Here is an 18759-nt window from a genome sequence, read left to right on the forward strand (position 1 = left end):
TTACAAGATTTTAGCAATTTTTCGTTCTAAGTAATAATTACAAGGAGCGGACGTCATTCCAAATTGTCCAACAGGATTTACTTCTAAGAAGATGTAATTGTTGTCTTCATCGACTAAAATATCAATAGAACCTGTGTTTAATTGCAGTTCGTTCATGATGTCAATAAGTCCTTGTTTTACATGTTGTGGTAAATTATATGGCACTTTACGCTGCGGATTTTCTTGATCGGTATGTTTTCTAAAATCAACTACCGTATCTGCTCGTTTTTGCGAGAATATTGCCATTGCATAGAATTCTTCATTGAGATAAAAAACTCTGAGTTCGTATTTTTTCTTGATTTCTTCTTGCAGTAATGATGGAAAAAAGCGATCTGGTAATTCGTCCAAACTTTCTTCAGTAATACGCTCGGTATATGAATAATATCCATAATCTGGCGTAAAGTGATATACTCCTTGACTAATCGCTTTGGTTACTACAAAATTTGCATCTGTATTTGCTAAAATTCTTCGAATTCCTGCTTTTGTGGTCACCACATAACTTTTTGGAATTGGAACATTGTATTTTTTAGCAATTTCTAAGACAATCAGTTTGTTTACATCAGTACTCACATAATTTCCAATAGCAGTTACATCTTGTTGTAATATGTAATGAAAATACTCTGTGAGCACCTTGTACTCTGAGTTGATGTGATTTTTGTGATAGTTTGGTGTATCGAATAAGATTCCTTTTTCAAGTTCGTCAAAATTGATCGCTACATTTTTCAATGAAAAACCTCTTCTTCTGTGCCAAATTGATGAAATATTGAATAAGTTATGTTCTTCTCCATGTTTGGAAACGGTCAATTCTCTATCGTCAATATCGAGAAAATGCAGGCGTGCTTTATCATCGTCGGTATTGAGGCGAATGTATGGCTTGTTATATTTTACAAGCCATTCAATTACATTGCTCGTACTTCCATCATCTTGACGGCTGAGTACTAATATTTTTTCATCGTTTTCCATGGTATCTTAAAATTTTCCTGGATTGTCATACTCGTACTCAAGATCAACTTCTGTTTCTGCCATCGCTTTTAACGTTTGGGTTTTAGAATAGGTGTCTTGTGAACTTCTAACTGGTTCTATATTACCAGCTCGAACAGCTGCTAAATCCTTTTTAGACATTTCTTTGATTTTTGTGTTTGCTAATTTCATAATGACTGATTTTTGTGGTTTATAAAATGTGTTTGTAATATAAATTTGAATCAGTAATACGTATAGGTAACAGTAAATATTCTGTTGTCAGAAACTAAAAGCAAAGTGATTTAGAAGATTAGCGTCTTCGTTTAAATTAGTGTGGTAAATATTGTTATATCACTTGGTGCTTAGACAATGTTTCTAAAGGTGTGTGTTTTGAAGAATATACTGTATTAACCTTTGTTAAGTACTGATGATTCTTTGTTTTGTAATGTGTAGGTAATACTCATTTATCACCTACACTACAATATTTAGTATATAGCTTGATAATTACTTGTGTTTTATACAAATTCAAGACTAATTTCCGTACTCTGCTTCGGCCTCTGCTTCAGACGAAGAACGTGCACTGTATGAATCTGTATTTGTTTGTGTTTGTCCATCTGAACTTTTAACACCTCCAGCAATCACTTTAAGCTCTTCTGGTAACATTTCTTTGATACCTTCTTTTTTGTTGAGTTTCATAAGAATTGGTTTAATAGATTAAACTATTTTGTCGGTATTGGTATCTCATATTCCGTTTCTATGGGAGCACGAGCGCTAGCTCTTCTTGAAATAGTATTTGTATCACTATTTTGTTCTCTGAAACCACCTCGAATTACTTTTAATTCTTCTGGTTTCATTTCTTCGATACTTTTTTTACTTATCTTCATGACGTTAGTTTTTTGGTTATTTATATACTAATGACTGCTTTTGTGGAAGCAGCCATTAGTTATAAATTAACTATTACTTAGAAGAAGCTTCTGCCTCTGCTTCTGCTTCTGCAGATGAACGAGCACTAGCTGTTGCAGTTGCTGTTGCAGTATCTCCACTAATTCTACTTAATCCTCCAGAGATTGCTTCTAATTCTTGAGCTGTCATTTCCTTTACGTTCTTTTTATTTAATTTCATAATATTAAAGTTTTAAAAAATTTTGGTTCCTACTCTGTTTTAAGGTTTTTCGGATTCCACCTTTTCGTGATTGTTGCAACGAATCGACAGTGCTAATTAATGGCGGAATTTCCTATTTATCAAGTGGTTAGTACTGACGTTTATAAATCTCATGCAACGGATTTATAAATCTCACGTTGCTAAATTTTCCGCAATTGCTTTATCTATAATAGCTTTACGAATATGTGTCTTTATTCTTGCATAAAACGCTATCTTTATACACATTTACAGTAATTTTAAAGTCACAAATTAATTTTTGTCAATTATACATATGTATTAACCTACAATTTTAATTGAATTTTAACCGTTATAGCTTTTGGAAAAGAGCATTTTTGGCATCAAATTCTAAATAATTAGAAAAAAGTGAAAAATTATATTCAAAATCTAGCCCCTTTTGCATGCGTTTTCGCAGATTTTTTCCGTAGGAAACATGATTTTATGCTTAAAATTCACCTTATTTTACTGCTTTTTTGCTCAATTTCTGTTTCTGCACAGCTTGATACTGACTCTTTTGAAGGAATAAAATCTGAGTTTACGAAGGCTGCTAAAAATTCTGAAGAGGCTTTTAATAGCGCAAAAACGTATCTGGCGAAAGCCAAAGAAGTAAATGAAGTACACCGAATTGTAGAAGGTTATGAATTGTTTGTTTCCTATTATAGTCATACACCAAAAGCAGTTTCGTATACCGATAGTATTATTTTATTGACCAAAAATGCAAAACTAGAAGACTATCCTGCAGAAGGATATTTGTCAAAAGGGATCCAGTTATACTACAACTCTAAATATAATGATGCGCTTACCAATTTTGCGACTGCAAATGACATGGCGCTGGCAAATAAAAATATTAGACAGCAAATTTCAATTAAGCATTATATAGGTTTACTTAAAAATGTAAGTGAAGAACGCGAGGAAGCTTTAAAGATTTTTCAGGAAAATATTGAGTTTATCCGTGAGAATAATTTTGAAAAGAAAAATCCGGAGCAATATTTAAAGTCCTTGTTTGCTCTTTCTAATTCCTATAATAAGAATCGTGTGTTAGATTCTGCCGAAATTGTAAACAAGCTCGGAATAAAGGTGAGTTTACAACATCCTACCAAATATTTGTATCCTTGGTTTTTAACTTCTTACGGAGTTACTTCCTATTATAGAGAGAACTATGCTACTGGAATTGACAGCTTGTTAAAAGCCACCAAATTTTTAAAGAATAACGAAAAAGCATTATGCTCTAATTACCTATATATATATAGGTGTATGGAAAAGTTAGGGAAAAATGATGCTGGTATTTCTTATTTATATAAGGTAGATTCTATTTACAATCAAAAACCAAAGGTCATTTTTCAAGCCAGAGAAGCGTATGAGTCTTTAAATATAGAACACAAAGCTGCTAAAGATCCTGAAAAACAATTGGCAACTATTGAAAAGTTATTAGCGGTAAATAAAATTATTGAAGATGAGTATCAAAATCTGGGAAAAGAGATTGTTCAAAAGTATGATACACATTTGATGATTTCTGAAACCGAAGAACTTATCAATCAAAAAGAAGAACTCATCAATCAATTACAAGACAAAAACTTTTTATCACAAAAGAAAGTTACGGCACTTGTGATTACATCTATATTGTTCTTAGTCATCATTTTTTACTTTTTTAGAAGAAATGTTGTATACAAGAAACGCTTTAAAGCATTGATGGAAGAATACGATCAAAAGAAAGTTGAGAAAGAAAAAGCACAAAATACAAACAATACAACTACAGAAAAGGAAACTTTGGTTTCATCGGCACAAAAAGAAAGCATTGGATTGCCAGAAGAAATTGTAGCGCCCATTTTGGTGAAATTGAAAAGATTTGAAGATACACATCGATTTACGAAGAAAAATTACACCTTAACAAAACTTGCTAAGGAATTAGATACCAATAGTACTTACTTATCAAAGATCATTAATATGACCAAAGGAATGAATTTTGCAAAGTATATGAATGAAATCCGAATTGATTATGCAATTACACAATTGAAAGAAAATAAACTGTTTCGTTCGTACACAATTAAGGCCATTGCACAGGAGGTTGGTTTTAATAATGCACAGTCATTTTCAATCGCTTTTCACAAAAAAACGGGCATTAATCCATCTTACTTCTTAAAACAACTTGAAAATCAGAATAAAGTTTCAAGTGGTTGATTTTCAATTATTTATATTTTAATTTTTATCGTGATATTTATAAATACCACTATACTTCATTATAAAAGGGGTGTGTTTTGATATACATTTACATCGTAATCAAAATAACTTTAACACCATGAAAACTACAAAAAGAAACTTAGGAAAACTTACATTATCTAAATTAATGATCGCTCAAGTTGGAGACCCAAGAAAAATATGTGGAGGATCTCTTCCAAGGCCAACAGAAAACTGTACAAGTCAAAATATTTGTACACTATTATGCGCTGGCGATACCATAGACACACAATAGTATAAAGAATTTATATTTCTCTTTTTTCATAATCACAAAAATGCTATTTCAAGTGTGATGCACACCCATCCTCTTGAGGTAGCATTTTGTTTTTAGAAAGAAGAACACTCAAAAACTACCAAATGAAATACCCATTCCCTCTTTATTTATTACTTCTTGTTTTTAATACACAATGCACTACTAATAAACAAGAACCTCTTTTCGCTACTGAAAAACCTGTAATCAATACGTATTTTTCTACCATAGTTGAAGATCCGTATCAATACCTAGAAAATTTAAAAGATAGTGCCGTACTATCCTGGCTGGTTTCTCAAAATGAATATACCAAAACTACATTGCAGCATATTTCTGGACGCCAACAACTTTTGAAAAAGATTGAAACCTACGATAACATGGGTTCCGAAGCTACTTATAACCTAAAAGTACTATCACCGTCTGCATATTACTATTTAAAATACGCTAAAAATCATGAAGCTAATGTTCTGTATTTTAAGAATGGAATTCACGGAAAAGAAATGGAGATTTTTAATTCTGAGAATTATAAGTCAAACTCCAAAGACAAGTATATTATTAATTATTTTCAGCCAAGCTGGAATGGTAAAAAAATAGCCATTGGATTTACTAAAAACGACGAAGAATTCTCGGAAGTTGTTATTTACGATGTACCCACAAAAACATTTCACAAAGAAATTATTGACCATTGTTGGCCGTCTGAATTAGGCGGAATTAATTGGTTAGATGATAATTCTGGATTCACCTATTTACATATCCCAGATATTGATACTACATCGCCTAATTATATCTTAGATTCTGCTACCGTTTTATACCATTTAGGAACAAATCCGAAAGATTTACATATTATTTTTTCCAGAAAAACACATCCACAACTTCATTTAAATCCTGCCGATTTTCCTATTGTAAATATTTTTGGGAAAGACCAAAAGTATATGTTTGGCAGAGTTGGCGGAATTGGGTTTAAAGACTATTACTATGCACCCATAAGTGAATTACAGCAAAAAAATGTGACTTGGAAACCGCTGTTTAAAAAGAAACATAAGGTAGAAAAGTTTTTGCCTCACGGAGAAGAGATCTATTTTTCAAGCGCACAAAAAGTTTCCAACTTTAGCTTGTATAAAACAACTTTTAAAGATATTAATTTTGACTCGCCTTCGGAGGTAATTCCTACCATAACTGATGAAATCATCAAAGATTTCACCATAACTTCCGAAGGCTTATTCTATACAACTTCCAAAAATGGTGTACTCGCAAGTTTATACCATTCCACCAATACAAAAAATGAAAAGATTGCATTGCCTGAAACATCTGGAAGTATTCATTTATCAACGATTGGCACACAATTTCCAGAGTTATGGATAGAAACTCAAGGTTGGACAAGTCATAAAAACCGTTATCGCTATTCCGTCAAAAAGAAGACGTTTAAGAAAGAGAATGTAACTCCAGTACTAGATTATCCAGTATTTAATGATATTGTCATAAAAGAGATTGAAATTACGTCTCACGATGGTGTACAAGTTCCTTTATCGATCATTTATAAGAAAGGAATGATAAAGAATGGTAAAAACCGTATGCTGCTGAATGGTTATGGTTGCTACAACTGGATTAATGCGCCTATGTTGTATCCGTATTTATTGTATTGGATTTCCGAAGGTGGCATTTACGCGGTAGCTCATGTGCGTGGTGGCGGTGAAAAAGGAGAACAATGGCACAAAAGCGGTTATAAAACAACAAAACCAAATACTTGGAAAGATTTTATTGCTTGTACCGAATATTTGATTGATGAAGGATATACTTCTTCAGAACGTTTTGCTGTTTGGGGCGGAAGTGCTGGAGGAATTAATATTGGACGCGCAGTTACGGAACGCCCTGATTTGTATGCTGCTGTTGTGATTAGAGTTGGCTTGTTGAATACAGTACGATCTGAGATTGCACCTAACGGACAAAATAATATTAAGGAATTTGGTACGGTAAAAGATTCTACAGAGTTTGAAGCGTTGTTAGCGATGGATGCCTATCATCATATTGAGAAAAATGTAGCGTATCCTTCGGTGTTTTTAACTTCGGGCATCAACGATTCGCGAGTGGCAGCTTGGCAACCGGCTAAGTTTGCTGCACGTATGCAAGCAGCTACGAGTTCAGAAAATCCTATTTTATTGTCTGTCAATTTTTCGGAAGGTCACGGTTTTGATCGTACACAGAAGAGCAAACGTGAAGAACTTGCAGATATTATTTCTTTTGCTTTGTGGCGAACTGGAAGTGAGAAGTATCGGTTGAAGTAGGGTTTGTTGGGTGTTGGGTCTTTGGTGTTGGGTGTTGGGTCACTGCGTTTTTGTTTTTTTGTTTTTCTTGATTTGATTTCAAAACATAAACTCTTAAACTGATAAACCTTTTAAACTTCTTATTTGTTTTTTGTCTCTTTGTCTCTCTGTTAATTTGTTTTTTTGTCTGTTTGTTTATGTAAAGTTTCCCCAAGATACAGATTACTTCACTTTTGTTTGTAATGACGAAATTCGAAATATACTTTACTTTCCTATGATCGATCTTTGAAGTTTCATAAACTGATAAACTTATCAACCTTTCAAACTTCTTATTTGTTTTTTGTTGATTTGTTTGTTTGTTTTTCTTGATTTGATCTTAAAACATAAACTCTTAAACTGATAAACTACCTAAGCAATAATAAACTTTCAATAGAAATCAAATTGATCTTTGAAACTTCATAAACTTATCAACCTTTCAAACTTCTTGTTTGTTTTTTTGTTGATTTGTTTGTTTGCTTTTCTTGATTTGATCTCAAAACATAAACTGATAAACTACCTAAGCAACAATAACCCTTCAATAGAAATCAAATTGATCTTTGAAACTTCTCAATACTAACATCTCAATACTCAATACTAATTCATAGTGCATTTCAATACAATTTTCTTCAAAAATCACTCGATGTGACGTTTTGGAGCATCTAACTACTCTAATAATTTAAACACAAAAAAAGAGCGCTATTGCTAGCACTCTTTTTTTATAATGTATTATGTTTCAAGAATCTTACATTCCTGTTACTTTGATATCGTCAATGTGGTATCTTGTTTCAGCTCCACCATCAGCACCTAAATATTTGAATGCTACGTGTACATCTCCATTTAAACAAGAGATATTGATGTTTGATCCTACAAAGCTTCCAAATCCGCTTCCTCCTACTGGAATGTTAGCGTCAAGTAATGTCCACTCTGTTGTTGTTGGATCTCCAGTATAGTTTTCTGTGATGAATGCTTCTAAGATTGTTCCTGTTTCAAAGTTTGCAGAAACTTCAAAAGTTAATTCTTCTTGAGTTGTTCCGTCTAAGTTAATAGCTGGAGTAACTAACCAAGCTTCTAATGGGCTTTCACCTGTTCCGAAAGCAGAAATCTTCATGTATCTGTCTCCAGAGAAAGAATTATCTTCATAACGCTCAGAACCACCTGAAACATTTACGTTTGTCCATCCTAAAGCATCTAATTGTGCTTCGTTTGTAATTGCTTGGAAATCTTCTTCAAATACAGTCATTGCAGTAGAAACTGGTCCTGTACAATCTAAAACGTTTGGATCACAACGAACCGTATCTGTAAAGTTGATATCTGCTAAAGTATTGATCACTAAAACATTGGCATCATCACCAAAATCTCTTGTGAAAACTCCTTGAATTGTTCCTTTTTTATCATCAACAGTTAATGATTTGAAATCAGCAAATGTACTTGTTTGTAAAGAAATTACTCCACTATTATCACATTCTTCAAGATTTCTAAATCCGTCAAAGTTATCAGAAGCTTCACCAGCATATGTTAATCCGATATTGTTTAATGCAAACTGAACACCTTCTATTTGAATAAATGTATTCTCATCAGCTTCTGTCAATTCTCCAATCGTAGTTACTTTAGGAGAAATTTCAGCTACTTCAGTACCACGTACTACAAACTCTTCTAATTCAAATGGTTGAATTTGATCGATATCGTTTCCATTAGGTTTTCCAATAGCGTATACACCATTTTCAAGTCCAATAGCTAAACCATTCATTTTGATATATACTTTTCTACCAAATTCGTAGCTGTTGAATAATGCAGACTGGTTGATATCAACACGGAATCCTAATCTTGGATCTGAATCCGGGTTTGCACCGTCTTTTTTGTTTTGTATTACTAATTCTTCGAAGAAGTTTCCAGCTTGGTCACTAGATACTACATATCCTTCAATAATAATTTCTGCTTCATCCGTTGCAATGGTTGCAATTTGGTCTCCATCACCTACTGCTTGCAGGTATCTTGCTACCATATTTTGGAAAGTAGCATTTGCAGTTAATCCTGGATCAACAGCTGTTGTTCCGTTAGGAATTGCAAATTCATCGTCTTGAACACAAGAAGTAATAACTAATCCCATAATTCCTAAGACAGCTATTAAACTAAAAATTTTATTTGCTTTCATTTGTTCGATTTTATTTTTCTGCGTCCTATAAAGATACGCAATCTTTAATTTTTTTGTTTTGTTTAGAATCTAAAATATAAGTTTAAGAAATACGTTCTTCCTCTACCATACCAATATCTGTTACCAAATACTCTTGTTTCTAATGCAGAATCGTCTCTTAATTCTCTGAAGTTAGCATTTCTTCCTTGCTCAAAACCTCCAGTTCTATATTCTTTGTCAAATACGTTGTTGATACTTGCAAAGAAACCAACATAATAGTCACCTAGTTTCCATGATTTTCCACCTACTAAGTTTACTAACATGTAATCGTCAAATTGTTCTTGTCTTAATAACTCACGTGCCAATTCTGGATCGTAATCATTAAATACTTGTCCATCAAAGTCCGTGTAGAAGTTGCTACTTCTTTGTAATGGACTTACGTCAATGTATGCATTTGAGAAGAAGTTACTTGTAGCTCCAAACCACCAGTAATCTGGATCTCTATATTCAAAACCAACAGAGAATGCTCTTTGTGGTCCACCAGCAATTTTATAGTCTTTTAAGCTTACTTCTCCGAAGTCCAATCTACCATCAACAAATCCTGCATTTCTTGCATCAATATTATCTTCTGTCGTTACAGATAAATTTGGATTGTTTGCGTATGTATATTGTCCAATAGAAGCGACACCTTTTAATTTAATAGTTGATGTTACTTGTGCTTCAATTCCAAGTTCTCCTCCAACGTGTCTTTTATCTACACCTTTTAAGATTTCTTGAACAAATGCTTGGTTGTCTCCTCCAATTCCGTCTGCGAAGAAGAAAGAGATTTCATTAGCATCTTCCATTTTTGTGTAATACCCCGTTAATCTCGCTTTTACGATTGGAGATCTGAAGATATAACTTGCATCAATTGATGTAATTTTTTCTTCTGTAATGTCTGGTACTACATTATTGTTTTCTCTTGAGTTAGAGAATGTATTACGAATTGATGGTGCTTTTGTTAAGTATCCAGCATTTACATCAAATAAGTGACGACCTGTTAATTTATACGTAAATCCAGCTTTAGCTCCTAAACCAGTGAATGATAATTTTTCACTTTTTCCAAAAGAATTGTCTGGGAAACCACCATTTCTGTATAATCCTTCACGTTGGTAGGTTGTATTTTTTACACTAGCTCCAACAAAGAAATCTACTTTTTTGTATTTGAATTGTGCTTGTGCAAAACCTCCAATAGTGTTTGATCTGATTTCGAAGTTATAACGGAAACGATCTCCTTCTGTAACCACTCTATTTGGGTTGTTTAAGTCGTTTTGTACTGCTCCTGGATCAATGTTTAAATCGCTTGCAAAAGGATCTACATCTAAATATCCAGTTCCTCCTAATAAATCTACAACTTCTGCAAAGTTTTCAGAAACTAATGAAGTGAAGTTTACATTTGCGTTGAAGGTAATATTATCGTTGATTACTGAATTCAAAATTGAATTTGCAGTAAACTGTCTGTCATCTGCTCTATCTTCATATACAATATTGATAGCGTTTCCGCCAGCAACTAAGTTATTTTGGTTTGCTGTATATAAAGCTGTCCAGTCAATTTGTCCATCTTGTACAAACGCTTCTTGCGCTTGGAATGCTAATAATGGATTGTCTGGGAAGTTTCTTCTAAAGTAACTTGGTAATTTTTGGTAGTATGTAGGACTTGGATTTGCAGCATTTCCAACTGGGAAACCACTAACATCTAAATCTGTTCCACCAAAATCTAAACGACTTCTTCCTTGCTCACCAAATTGGTAGGCAACATTTGTGTTTAATGTTGTATTTTCTGAGATATCCCAATAATGATTTAACATTAAAATTGGTTCAATTACTCTACGTACTCTTGAATTACGCTTTTCACCGTCTTGGTATCCCCAAAATTCGTTGTAACGAATTCCTTTTAAGTCGTATACTTCTTGTGTGTTTGCAGAAGATAAACCTCTTCTGTTTGGCGCATAAATTCCAGTAAAGTTAATACTGTGATTGTCGTTTAATTGTTTTTCAACTGAAAGAAATAAAGAATTTGCGTCGTAGAAAGTACCGTCGTTAAAACCTTCATCTCCCCATCTTCTTCCTGCTGAAACTGTGTACGCCCATCCACTTTCAAGTAAACCAGAAGAATATGTTGCTATAATTCTGTTGGTATAACTTCTGTCTGATGACGAATACGTTACTCTACCACCTTCTCTATATTGAGAAGCTCTTGTATTGATATTTGTTGTTCCTAAAACACCTCCAAATGTATAATCTGAAGCACTTAAACCATTTGTAAGTTCTTGATTTCTTACAACATCATTCAATCCTCCCCAATTACTCCATTGTGGTCTTCCGTTGAACTGCTTGTTCATTTCAATACCATTGATAAGTACTGTTCCGTTTTCTGAGTCCAAACCTCTTACTCTGAAGAAAGTTGCTCCAAATTCAAAAGCTGCAGTTCTTAGGAATACATCTCTAGAAGATTGTAATAATCCTGAAATGTTGTCTGCTGCTGTTGAATCATCATTCAATTCGTCATCAGTCAATGCTATAAGGGTAACATCTTCTTGAGCGAATTTTTTTAACAAAATTGTCCCTAAGTCAATTGCTTGACCATCGGCAACTGTTACAGGCATTCTCAAAATTGAGTATCCATCTTTTGTGAATACAATATCCACATCTCCTGCTGCAACATTTGTTAACTTAAAAGCTCCAGATGCATCTGTAACAACTTCCTGTTTGTTGTTACTGGCAACCGAAACCAAAACATTTTGAATTGCGTCATCTGTATTGGCATCAAGTACGATTCCCGTAATTGAATTTTGTCCGCTGACAAACCAAACTGATAGCAATCCAAATAAAAAAATAAGTTTTTTCATACTGTAATTTGCAATTAATTATTATTCGAGTTTAAAAAATCTTTAATAACGACGCGCAAATGTACATTATTTATAATTAATAACTACTTTTGGTCTATCTTTTGTATAGATTGTTTAAGATAACATAACATTCAATAAATGAAAAACCTTAAATCCCTAGTATTACTGACTTTTTTAGTAGTTTTTACCCAGGCATGGGCACAGAAAAAGAAGCAGTATAAAGTGCAAACAATAGCGTTTTATAACGTAGAGAATCTGTTCGATACTATTAATGATCCATTGAAAGACGATGAGAAGAGTCCGATGATGGAAATTCAAAGAGATCGTTCAAAGATTTATGAAGATAAACTTTCTAAACTGGCACGTGTTATTTCTGATATAGGATACGATGTTGCTAAAACATCTCCTGCTATTTTAGGTGTTGCCGAAGTTGAGAATAGGAAAGTATTGGAAGATTTGGTAAATCATCCAAAATTGAAAGATTCTGATTATAGTATTATCCATTTTGATTCTCCTGATAAGCGTGGAATTGATGTTGGTTTACTGTATAAAGAAGATGTTTTTCAGCCACATAGTTTTTCAAAACATCCTTTATATATATATAATGGTGATAAAAGAGTATATACGAGAGATCAATTATTGGTTTCTGGTGTGCTTGATGGAGATGAAGTCCATATTATTGTAAATCACTGGCCTTCAAGAAGTGGTGGAGAAGCAAGAAGTAGACCAAAACGTGTAAAAGCTGCCGAGTTGAATAAACGTATTATTGATTCTTTACAAGATATTGATAAGAAAGCTAAGATTTTTACGATTGGCGATTTAAACGATGATCCTTTTAATGTAAGTATGAAAGAAGTACTTAAAACGAAAGACAAGCGTGAAGATGCTAAAGGAAAAGACCTGTTCAATCCTATGGAAGGAATGGCAAGGAAAGGAAATGGAACTTTAGCATATAGAGATGGTTGGAATTTGTTTGATCAAATTGTAATGTCTGCTCCATTATTAGAGAAAGACTTTTCAGAGTATCGTTATTATAAAGCTGGAATTTATAATAAAACGTATTTATCAAACAAACGTGGACGCTATAAAGGATATCCTTTTAGAAGCTTTGCAGGCGGATCGTATACTGGTGGTTATAGTGATCACTTTCCGGTGTATGTACATTTGATTAAAGAAGTAAAGTAGTTTAGATTTTAGACCGCTTTGCTGTTAGAACTTAGATATTAGACTTGTTTGGTATTTCACTTTACAAGAATAACATAAAAAAATCCTTATCGTACTTGATAAGGATTTTTTTTGTATGCTATATATTGTTTGTTTTTAGCTTAAACCTAGCCAAATTTTCCAAGGCAATCTTGAAAGAATTAACACCAATCCTATTCCGTAGAAGAGAGCAATTTTCCCAAAGGCTCTTTTAGCTGTTTCTTGTTTTTTGTGTTTAGACCATCCTATAGTAATAAAGACAATGGCTAAGATTCCTATTATTGGATGTTCTAAAGCTATTAGTCTTGCGCCTCCCATATCTCCTATTTTGGTTGTACTGAAAGTTTGCCATCCTTTAGCAGAAGTAAAATATAAAATGATTCCTACTAGTAATTGCAAATGTGTAAAGATGAGCGCAAATAAAGAAATGCGTAAGTCTTTCGCTGTAAATTTTTTGTTCGTCGTAAACCCTATAACCGCATTGGCTACCGCTATTATTAGCATTAATAATACAAAGTAGGCAAAGTAAGAGTGTAAATCTTTTATCATATTTTGAGAGTATTTGTTTTTAGTTGATACACAAAGGTACTTATTTTTTTGATTGTGTTATTGTTTTGCTAAAGTTTAAAAACCGTAAGCATTGTTTTACTTTTTGTGCTAATTTTAGACTTTATATGTTTCTTAAATGACAACTAAAGACAACCTATCAGCATTTATTTTACAAAAGCTTCAAGAGCATTCTAACACAACTAATGTTGGTATTTTGAATGGACTTGCAGGTGAAAGCTTGTATCATTTTTATAGAAGTGAACTACTAGATGAAGACGCTTCGTATGATACTGCTGTATTAAAACTACAACAAGTCATTGAAATTATGAGTAGTGGTCAAGTGCATACTACGTTTTATAATGGTTTGGCTGGTATTGGTTGGTTTATTTGTCATTTGAACGAAGCTGAAATTGCAGAAATTGATATTGAAGATTTTTTAGATACTTCGGTAGATACACTTTTGTATGAAGATATGATTCAGTTTTTGAATATGAATTTGTATGATTTCTTTTATGGCGCCACAGGTATTTGCTTTTATTTTTTAAAAAGATTTATAACGACACAAAATCCTGCTTTAAAAGAAACATACAAAACATATATTACTCAATTTCTGTTTTATATAGAATACAGAAGCATTACTGATGTACATGGCAAGTATTGGAAACAGCATTCGTATCCTTTTGAAAATGATCAGGGACGTTACCAATTGAGTGCAGCCAATAATATTTCTGGATTGATGTTGGTATTGACTGAAATTGCAAAGATTGCTGATTTTAATCCTGTGTGTTTGCCTTTGTTGAAAACGTCGAGTAGTTGGTTGTTGTATCAACTGGAAACGGAAGAAAGTATTCGAATGGATCAGGCGTATTGCTTATGGAAAGCTGGAAAGGTGCTGGAAAACGATTCGCTTCAAGCAAAAGCAATTCAGTTTTTAAAACAGACAACAGACTATCTTTCCCAAGAGAACAGTATTTCATTGAGTAAGTTTGTACTGATTTACCAAAGCATTGGCCATGAAACAAATGATGCATTCTTCACAGAAAAAGCTACAGAGAGTTTTCAAATCATGAAAGAACAACTCGCACAAGAAGATGTAAAAGATACTAGCATTTGGAAAGGATATGCAGGCATTGGATTGACTGATCTTTCTGTAAAGTTTAACCTTACTACACATTGGGAAGCTTGTATGCTTATTTAATTTTTTGTTTATGGAGAAAGCACTGGAAAAATTTATATCACATTGGAAACAGCAACCTAACGTAAGAGGCATTTTGCTTACAGGAAGTTATGCGGTTGGTATACAGAAAGAAGATTCTGATGTAGATATTCGTTTGATTTTGAAGGATGATGTGCCAGAATCATTTAAAGGACTGGAAACAATTGATGGTTTTAGCTTTTCTTTTATTGGAAGAAGCAAAGCTGTGACGTTGAAAAAGTTTAACCGACAGTTTTTTTCGCATGTAAAAATGGAAGCGTGCATTTATAATGTTGGTAAAATTTTACATGATCCTTTTGGTGATATTGCTGAAATTATGAAAGTAGCTAAGATATATGTTGATACACCGCTGGTTGCCAAAGAAATTTCTGAAGCCGATTTGAAATTGTATATGTATTCATTGCATAAAAAGTACAGTTACATTATGAGCACTGATCCTGATGATCCTTTTTATGTATATAATTATATGATGTATTTAAAAAGTGCGCTTCATCGTTATGCAGATTTCATAAATGCTGAGATTATGTTTGAGAACGATAGCAAACTGAGTCGTTTTTTAACTGATGAACGTTATTTGGCTGCTTATGGATATGAAAAATTTCCAGATCAAGACTTTATGGCTTTATGGCTTGCGGGTTTGAAAGAAAAAAGCACTTCTTGCATTGCAGAAATTCACAACTATTTAAGAAAGAATTTGCATAACTTTAACGATAGTAATACTATCATTTCTTGGCATGATTGAGTATCTTTGGGTAAATTAAAATTTTAAATCATGAAAAAAAGTAAAACAAAGTTAAACCTAAAAAAGATGTCAATATCTAATTTGGCAACTGTAAAAGGAGGAAGAACTGTTTGGTGTACTATTACTATTGGTGGTGGTGGCAACTATTCAGCGGGATGTCCTCCGACAGAAGAAAGTCAATGTTGTGACACACGTATGGACTCATACTGTGATCGTGAAACCTGATTTTGAATCACATTAATTACAAAATACAAGAAAGCCTCGTAAATTTTACGAGGCTTTCTTATGTTTTAAGCTTTCTTTAGCTGTAACTAATTCGTATTAGAATGAGTAACGTACACTAAAGTTCCAAGTTCTTCCAAATCCGAAGAATGCTTTGTTTGCTGTATTAATTCCGTCATACGTATCGTCTCCAGGATTTGCAAAGATGTTTGTTTGCGATTCTGCAAGATATGTAGTGTTGAATAAGTTGTTAACGTTTAATCGTAAGTTAACTTTTTGATTTTGTTCTTTTCCAAATAACCATTTGTACGAGATACCACCATCAAATAAGTTGTAAGCTGGTAATTGTAACGAACCATTGTTATCTGCTGTATCAAAGTCTTCTGCTCTAATGTCTGCATATAAATCATCTGCTCTAAACCATGCAATATCAAACTTTAAGTTTTCTACAGGTTCTACAATTGCAGCAATACGCATTGTAGTTTGTGCAGCGTTTCCAACTTTTACGTCGTCTAAGAATAATGTGTTTTCTCCAACTACACGCTGGTTATCACTGTTTATGTCAATTGCAGGTCCACTTACTGTTCCTCCATATTCCCAATTACCAATAGATAACATTCCTCTAAACGTTAGGAAATCTAACGGACGGTACGTAGTTTCAACTTCAAGTCCTGTATGAACTTGCTCAAGTCCTACTACATTTGTACGTCCTTGAACTTCTTCCATAGGATCGTCTGGATCAGGGAATGTTCCTGTAATTCTTTGGAATCTATCTTTCCAAGAAGTTCTGTATATGTTTACGTTTGCGCTTAATTTTTCAGATTTGTATCCGTAACCAAACTCAATTCCTAATACTTTTTCATTTCTATAATCATCATTCAATTCGTTGGTATTGTTTAAGTATACTGCATCAAACAAAGGTTGCTTTGAGTAGTATCCTGCGTTACCAAATACGTTGTGATTTTCATTGATGTTATAGTTCAATCCACCTTTAATAGTTCCTCCTAAGATGTTTTCCCAATCTGTACGTTGTCCTTGTGCAGGCGTTAGTAAGAATAAGTCTTCTCTACTAAATCCTTGATTAGACCCAGAGAACTGAACAAATGCAGAAATATCATCTTTTTTGTATTCTAATTGACCAAAGATTCCTAACCAACGAACATATCCAATGTTGTAATAGTTAATTTTATCTTCGTTATCAATGTCTTTAAATACATTTACAATAGAAGAAAAATCAGAAGAGTACGTGTTTGTTAAAACAACATTCGGGTTATTTACATTACTATTATCTAAATATCCATCTGCTCCTAATAAGTTATCCAATCTTCTATAGTGGAAACCTTTATAAGTTCTTGCGTCAAATCCAATATCTAAGGTTATGTTGTCATTTAACTGTGTATTTAAGTTTGCTAATAAACCAAACCAGTTGTGTGAGTTTATAGAAGCTCTACGAACAATACCATTACTTCTCGATGTTACAAAGTGATTTCCTTGCGCATCAGGTTGTGTTAATGCAATTTGATCGTCTGCAGTTCCTGTAAAAGAAGTTGATTGTCCAGCATTCCACTGTGCAATTTCATCAAACTTTACAATTCCAGAAGCAGGATCTCTAAAGGCTAAGCTTGAAGCAAAAGCAGATCGTCCAGCGCCTGTTCTACCTCTACCGATATCTCCAGTTCCTCCACCACGTCCGAAAGAAGCGTAAGCTACAGAAGATAATTTTGTATTATCTGTAATATTCCAATCCCAGTTTAATGATAATACTGGTTTGTGGTAAAAGTTTCTTCTCCAGTTAAATTCTTCTCCGTTTAACGTACCGTTATTAAAGTTGTACTTATCTCCGTACTGTAAGTATTGTGCAATAGTAGCAGCGTTAAAGAAACTCGTTGTTCTTTGGTTGTGAACTTGTGGCGCACCAGTTAAAGTAAACTGAATATCGTGTGTTCTTTTTTCGTTAGCCCAACCAAATCCTACGAAGTAGTTGAATCCTTCAAAAGCAGTTCCGTCAATATATCCATCTCCAGCAGTTCTACTGAATAATCCTGTAAATGCGAATCCATTTTCCATTCTTCCTGTAGAATAGGAAGCGATGGTTTTAAGGTAGCTATCGTTACCAACTGTTGTTCCTACAAATCCACCTTCATTTCTTTCGGTAGTTTTAGTAACAATGTTTAAAGTACCACCTACAGAAGAGATGGCTAGTTTAGAAGAACCTAAACCTCTTTGTACTTGAATTGCAGAAGCTACGTCTGCCAATCCTGTCCAGTTACTCCAGAAAACTGCTCCGTTTTCCATATCGTTTACTGGCACACCGTTTATTAATACGGCTGTGTTTCTTTGGTCAAAACCACGAATGTTGATTCTTGAATCTCCAAAACCACCACCAGATTTTGTAGCATACACAGAAGGTGTTGCATTTAATAATTCTGGTAATTCTTGGTTCCCTAATCTTTCAACGATTTCTTCGGCTTTAATCGTAGATACTGCTACAGGCGTTTCACGCTCTTTTGCAATATCAACAACACCTACAATTACTACTTCATCCAAAGAATTGTCAGAAGCTAACGTAATTGTTCCTAAGTTTTGTGTTCCACCGTTTACACTAAAAGGAATTGATTTTGTTCCAAATCCTACGTAAGACACTTCAATAGTTCCGGTTGCACTATTGACATTAATTTTAAAATTTCCATCAAAATCAGCTGATGTACCATTTGTTGTTCCCTTCACTACGACACTCGCTCCAGGTAAAGGACCATTTTCATCTACTACTTTTCCAGTAATTGTACCTTGGGAAAAAGCTACCGATGTTATCAATAACATCATTACTGTAAAAAAGAAATTGTACTGTTTTTTCATATAATAATTT

General features: G+C 33.5%; 16 protein-coding genes. 7 read left to right on the forward strand and 9 right to left on the reverse strand.

Annotation, left to right across the window (positions count from 1 at the left end; translation table 11 throughout):
- The 5 genes from gwsG to Q0845_RS03610 all read right to left on the reverse strand — a co-directional run bounded on the left by gwsG (position 1) and on the right by Q0845_RS03610 (position 2121).
- Positions 1-1002: a grasp-with-spasm system ATP-grasp peptide maturase gene (gene gwsG, locus Q0845_RS03590; protein ID WP_298509287.1), complete on the reverse strand. Its 1002-nt coding sequence runs from the start codon at positions 1000-1002 to the stop codon at positions 1-3.
- A 6-nt stretch (positions 1003-1008) separates the two neighbouring features.
- Entirely contained in the window at positions 1009-1191 is a 183-nt protein-coding gene (locus Q0845_RS03595) for a hypothetical protein (protein ID WP_298509290.1), read from the reverse strand.
- 339 nt (positions 1192-1530) lie between these two features.
- Positions 1531-1695: a hypothetical protein gene (locus Q0845_RS03600; protein ID WP_298509293.1), complete on the reverse strand. Its 165-nt coding sequence runs from the start codon at positions 1693-1695 to the stop codon at positions 1531-1533.
- A 23-nt stretch (positions 1696-1718) separates the two neighbouring features.
- Positions 1719-1883 (reverse strand): hypothetical protein, encoded by a 165-nt coding sequence (locus tag Q0845_RS03605; RefSeq protein WP_298509296.1) that lies wholly within the window; start codon positions 1881-1883, stop codon positions 1719-1721.
- A gap of 73 nt (positions 1884-1956) precedes the next feature.
- Positions 1957-2121 (reverse strand): class IIb bacteriocin, lactobin A/cerein 7B family, encoded by a 165-nt coding sequence (locus tag Q0845_RS03610; RefSeq protein ID WP_298509299.1) that lies wholly within the window; start codon positions 2119-2121, stop codon positions 1957-1959.
- A gap of 477 nt (positions 2122-2598) precedes the next feature.
- Between Q0845_RS03610 and Q0845_RS03615 the strand changes: the two genes are divergently transcribed.
- The 3 genes from Q0845_RS03615 to Q0845_RS03625 all read left to right on the forward strand — a co-directional run bounded on the left by Q0845_RS03615 (position 2599) and on the right by Q0845_RS03625 (position 6924).
- Positions 2599-4335 carry an AraC family transcriptional regulator gene (locus Q0845_RS03615; RefSeq protein ID WP_298509302.1) on the forward strand — a complete coding sequence of 579 codons (1737 nt, stop codon included), beginning with the start codon at positions 2599-2601 and terminating at the stop codon, positions 4333-4335.
- A gap of 118 nt (positions 4336-4453) precedes the next feature.
- A complete protein-coding gene (locus tag Q0845_RS03620; protein WP_298509305.1) occupies positions 4454-4627 on the forward strand; it encodes a hypothetical protein in 174 nt (57 codons plus the stop codon).
- Between the two features lie 122 nt (positions 4628-4749).
- Positions 4750-6924, forward strand: coding sequence for a prolyl oligopeptidase family serine peptidase (locus Q0845_RS03625; RefSeq protein WP_298509308.1), 2175 nt, complete (start codon positions 4750-4752; stop codon positions 6922-6924).
- A gap of 760 nt (positions 6925-7684) precedes the next feature.
- On the opposite strand, the gene Q0845_RS03630 is transcribed toward Q0845_RS03625, so the two are convergent.
- The gene (locus tag Q0845_RS03630) at positions 7685-9094 is read right to left on the reverse strand and encodes a DUF5689 domain-containing protein (protein WP_298509311.1); all 1410 of its coding nucleotides are present in this window, start codon (positions 9092-9094) and stop codon (positions 7685-7687) included.
- Positions 9095-9156: 62 nt separating this feature from the next.
- A complete protein-coding gene (locus tag Q0845_RS03635) occupies positions 9157-11961 on the reverse strand; it encodes a carboxypeptidase regulatory-like domain-containing protein (RefSeq protein WP_298509314.1) in 2805 nt (934 codons plus the stop codon).
- 138 nt (positions 11962-12099) lie between these two features.
- On the opposite strand from Q0845_RS03635, the gene Q0845_RS03640 reads away from it, so the two are divergent.
- The gene (locus tag Q0845_RS03640) at positions 12100-13146 is read left to right on the forward strand and encodes an endonuclease/exonuclease/phosphatase family protein (RefSeq protein WP_298509317.1); all 1047 of its coding nucleotides are present in this window, start codon (positions 12100-12102) and stop codon (positions 13144-13146) included.
- Between the two features lie 135 nt (positions 13147-13281).
- Here Q0845_RS03640 and Q0845_RS03645 read toward each other — a convergent pair whose 3' ends face one another.
- Positions 13282-13713, reverse strand: a complete 432-nt coding sequence (locus Q0845_RS03645; protein ID WP_298509320.1) for a hypothetical protein — start codon at positions 13711-13713, stop codon at positions 13282-13284.
- Positions 13714-13849: 136 nt separating this feature from the next.
- On the opposite strand from Q0845_RS03645, the gene Q0845_RS03650 reads away from it, so the two are divergent.
- The 3 genes from Q0845_RS03650 to Q0845_RS03660 are packed head-to-tail and all read left to right on the forward strand — an operon-like array spanning position 13850 to position 15896.
- Positions 13850-14911 carry a lanthionine synthetase LanC family protein gene (locus Q0845_RS03650; RefSeq protein ID WP_298509322.1) on the forward strand — a complete coding sequence of 354 codons (1062 nt, stop codon included), beginning with the start codon at positions 13850-13852 and terminating at the stop codon, positions 14909-14911.
- A gap of 10 nt (positions 14912-14921) precedes the next feature.
- Positions 14922-15671, forward strand: coding sequence for a nucleotidyltransferase domain-containing protein (locus Q0845_RS03655; protein WP_298509325.1), 750 nt, complete (start codon positions 14922-14924; stop codon positions 15669-15671).
- Between the two features lie 30 nt (positions 15672-15701).
- Entirely contained in the window at positions 15702-15896 is a 195-nt protein-coding gene (locus Q0845_RS03660) for a hypothetical protein (protein WP_298509328.1), read from the forward strand.
- Between the two features lie 96 nt (positions 15897-15992).
- Here the strand turns inward: Q0845_RS03660 and Q0845_RS03665 are convergent, their stop codons facing one another.
- On the reverse strand, positions 15993-18749 hold the full coding sequence (locus tag Q0845_RS03665) for a carboxypeptidase-like regulatory domain-containing protein (RefSeq protein WP_298509331.1): 2757 nt from the start codon (positions 18747-18749) through the stop codon (positions 15993-15995).
- Between the last annotated feature and the right edge of the window lie 10 nt (positions 18750-18759).

The sequence above is a fragment of the uncultured Kordia sp. genome, assembly GCF_947489565.1.
Lineage (GTDB): Bacteria > Bacteroidota > Bacteroidia > Flavobacteriales > Flavobacteriaceae > Kordia.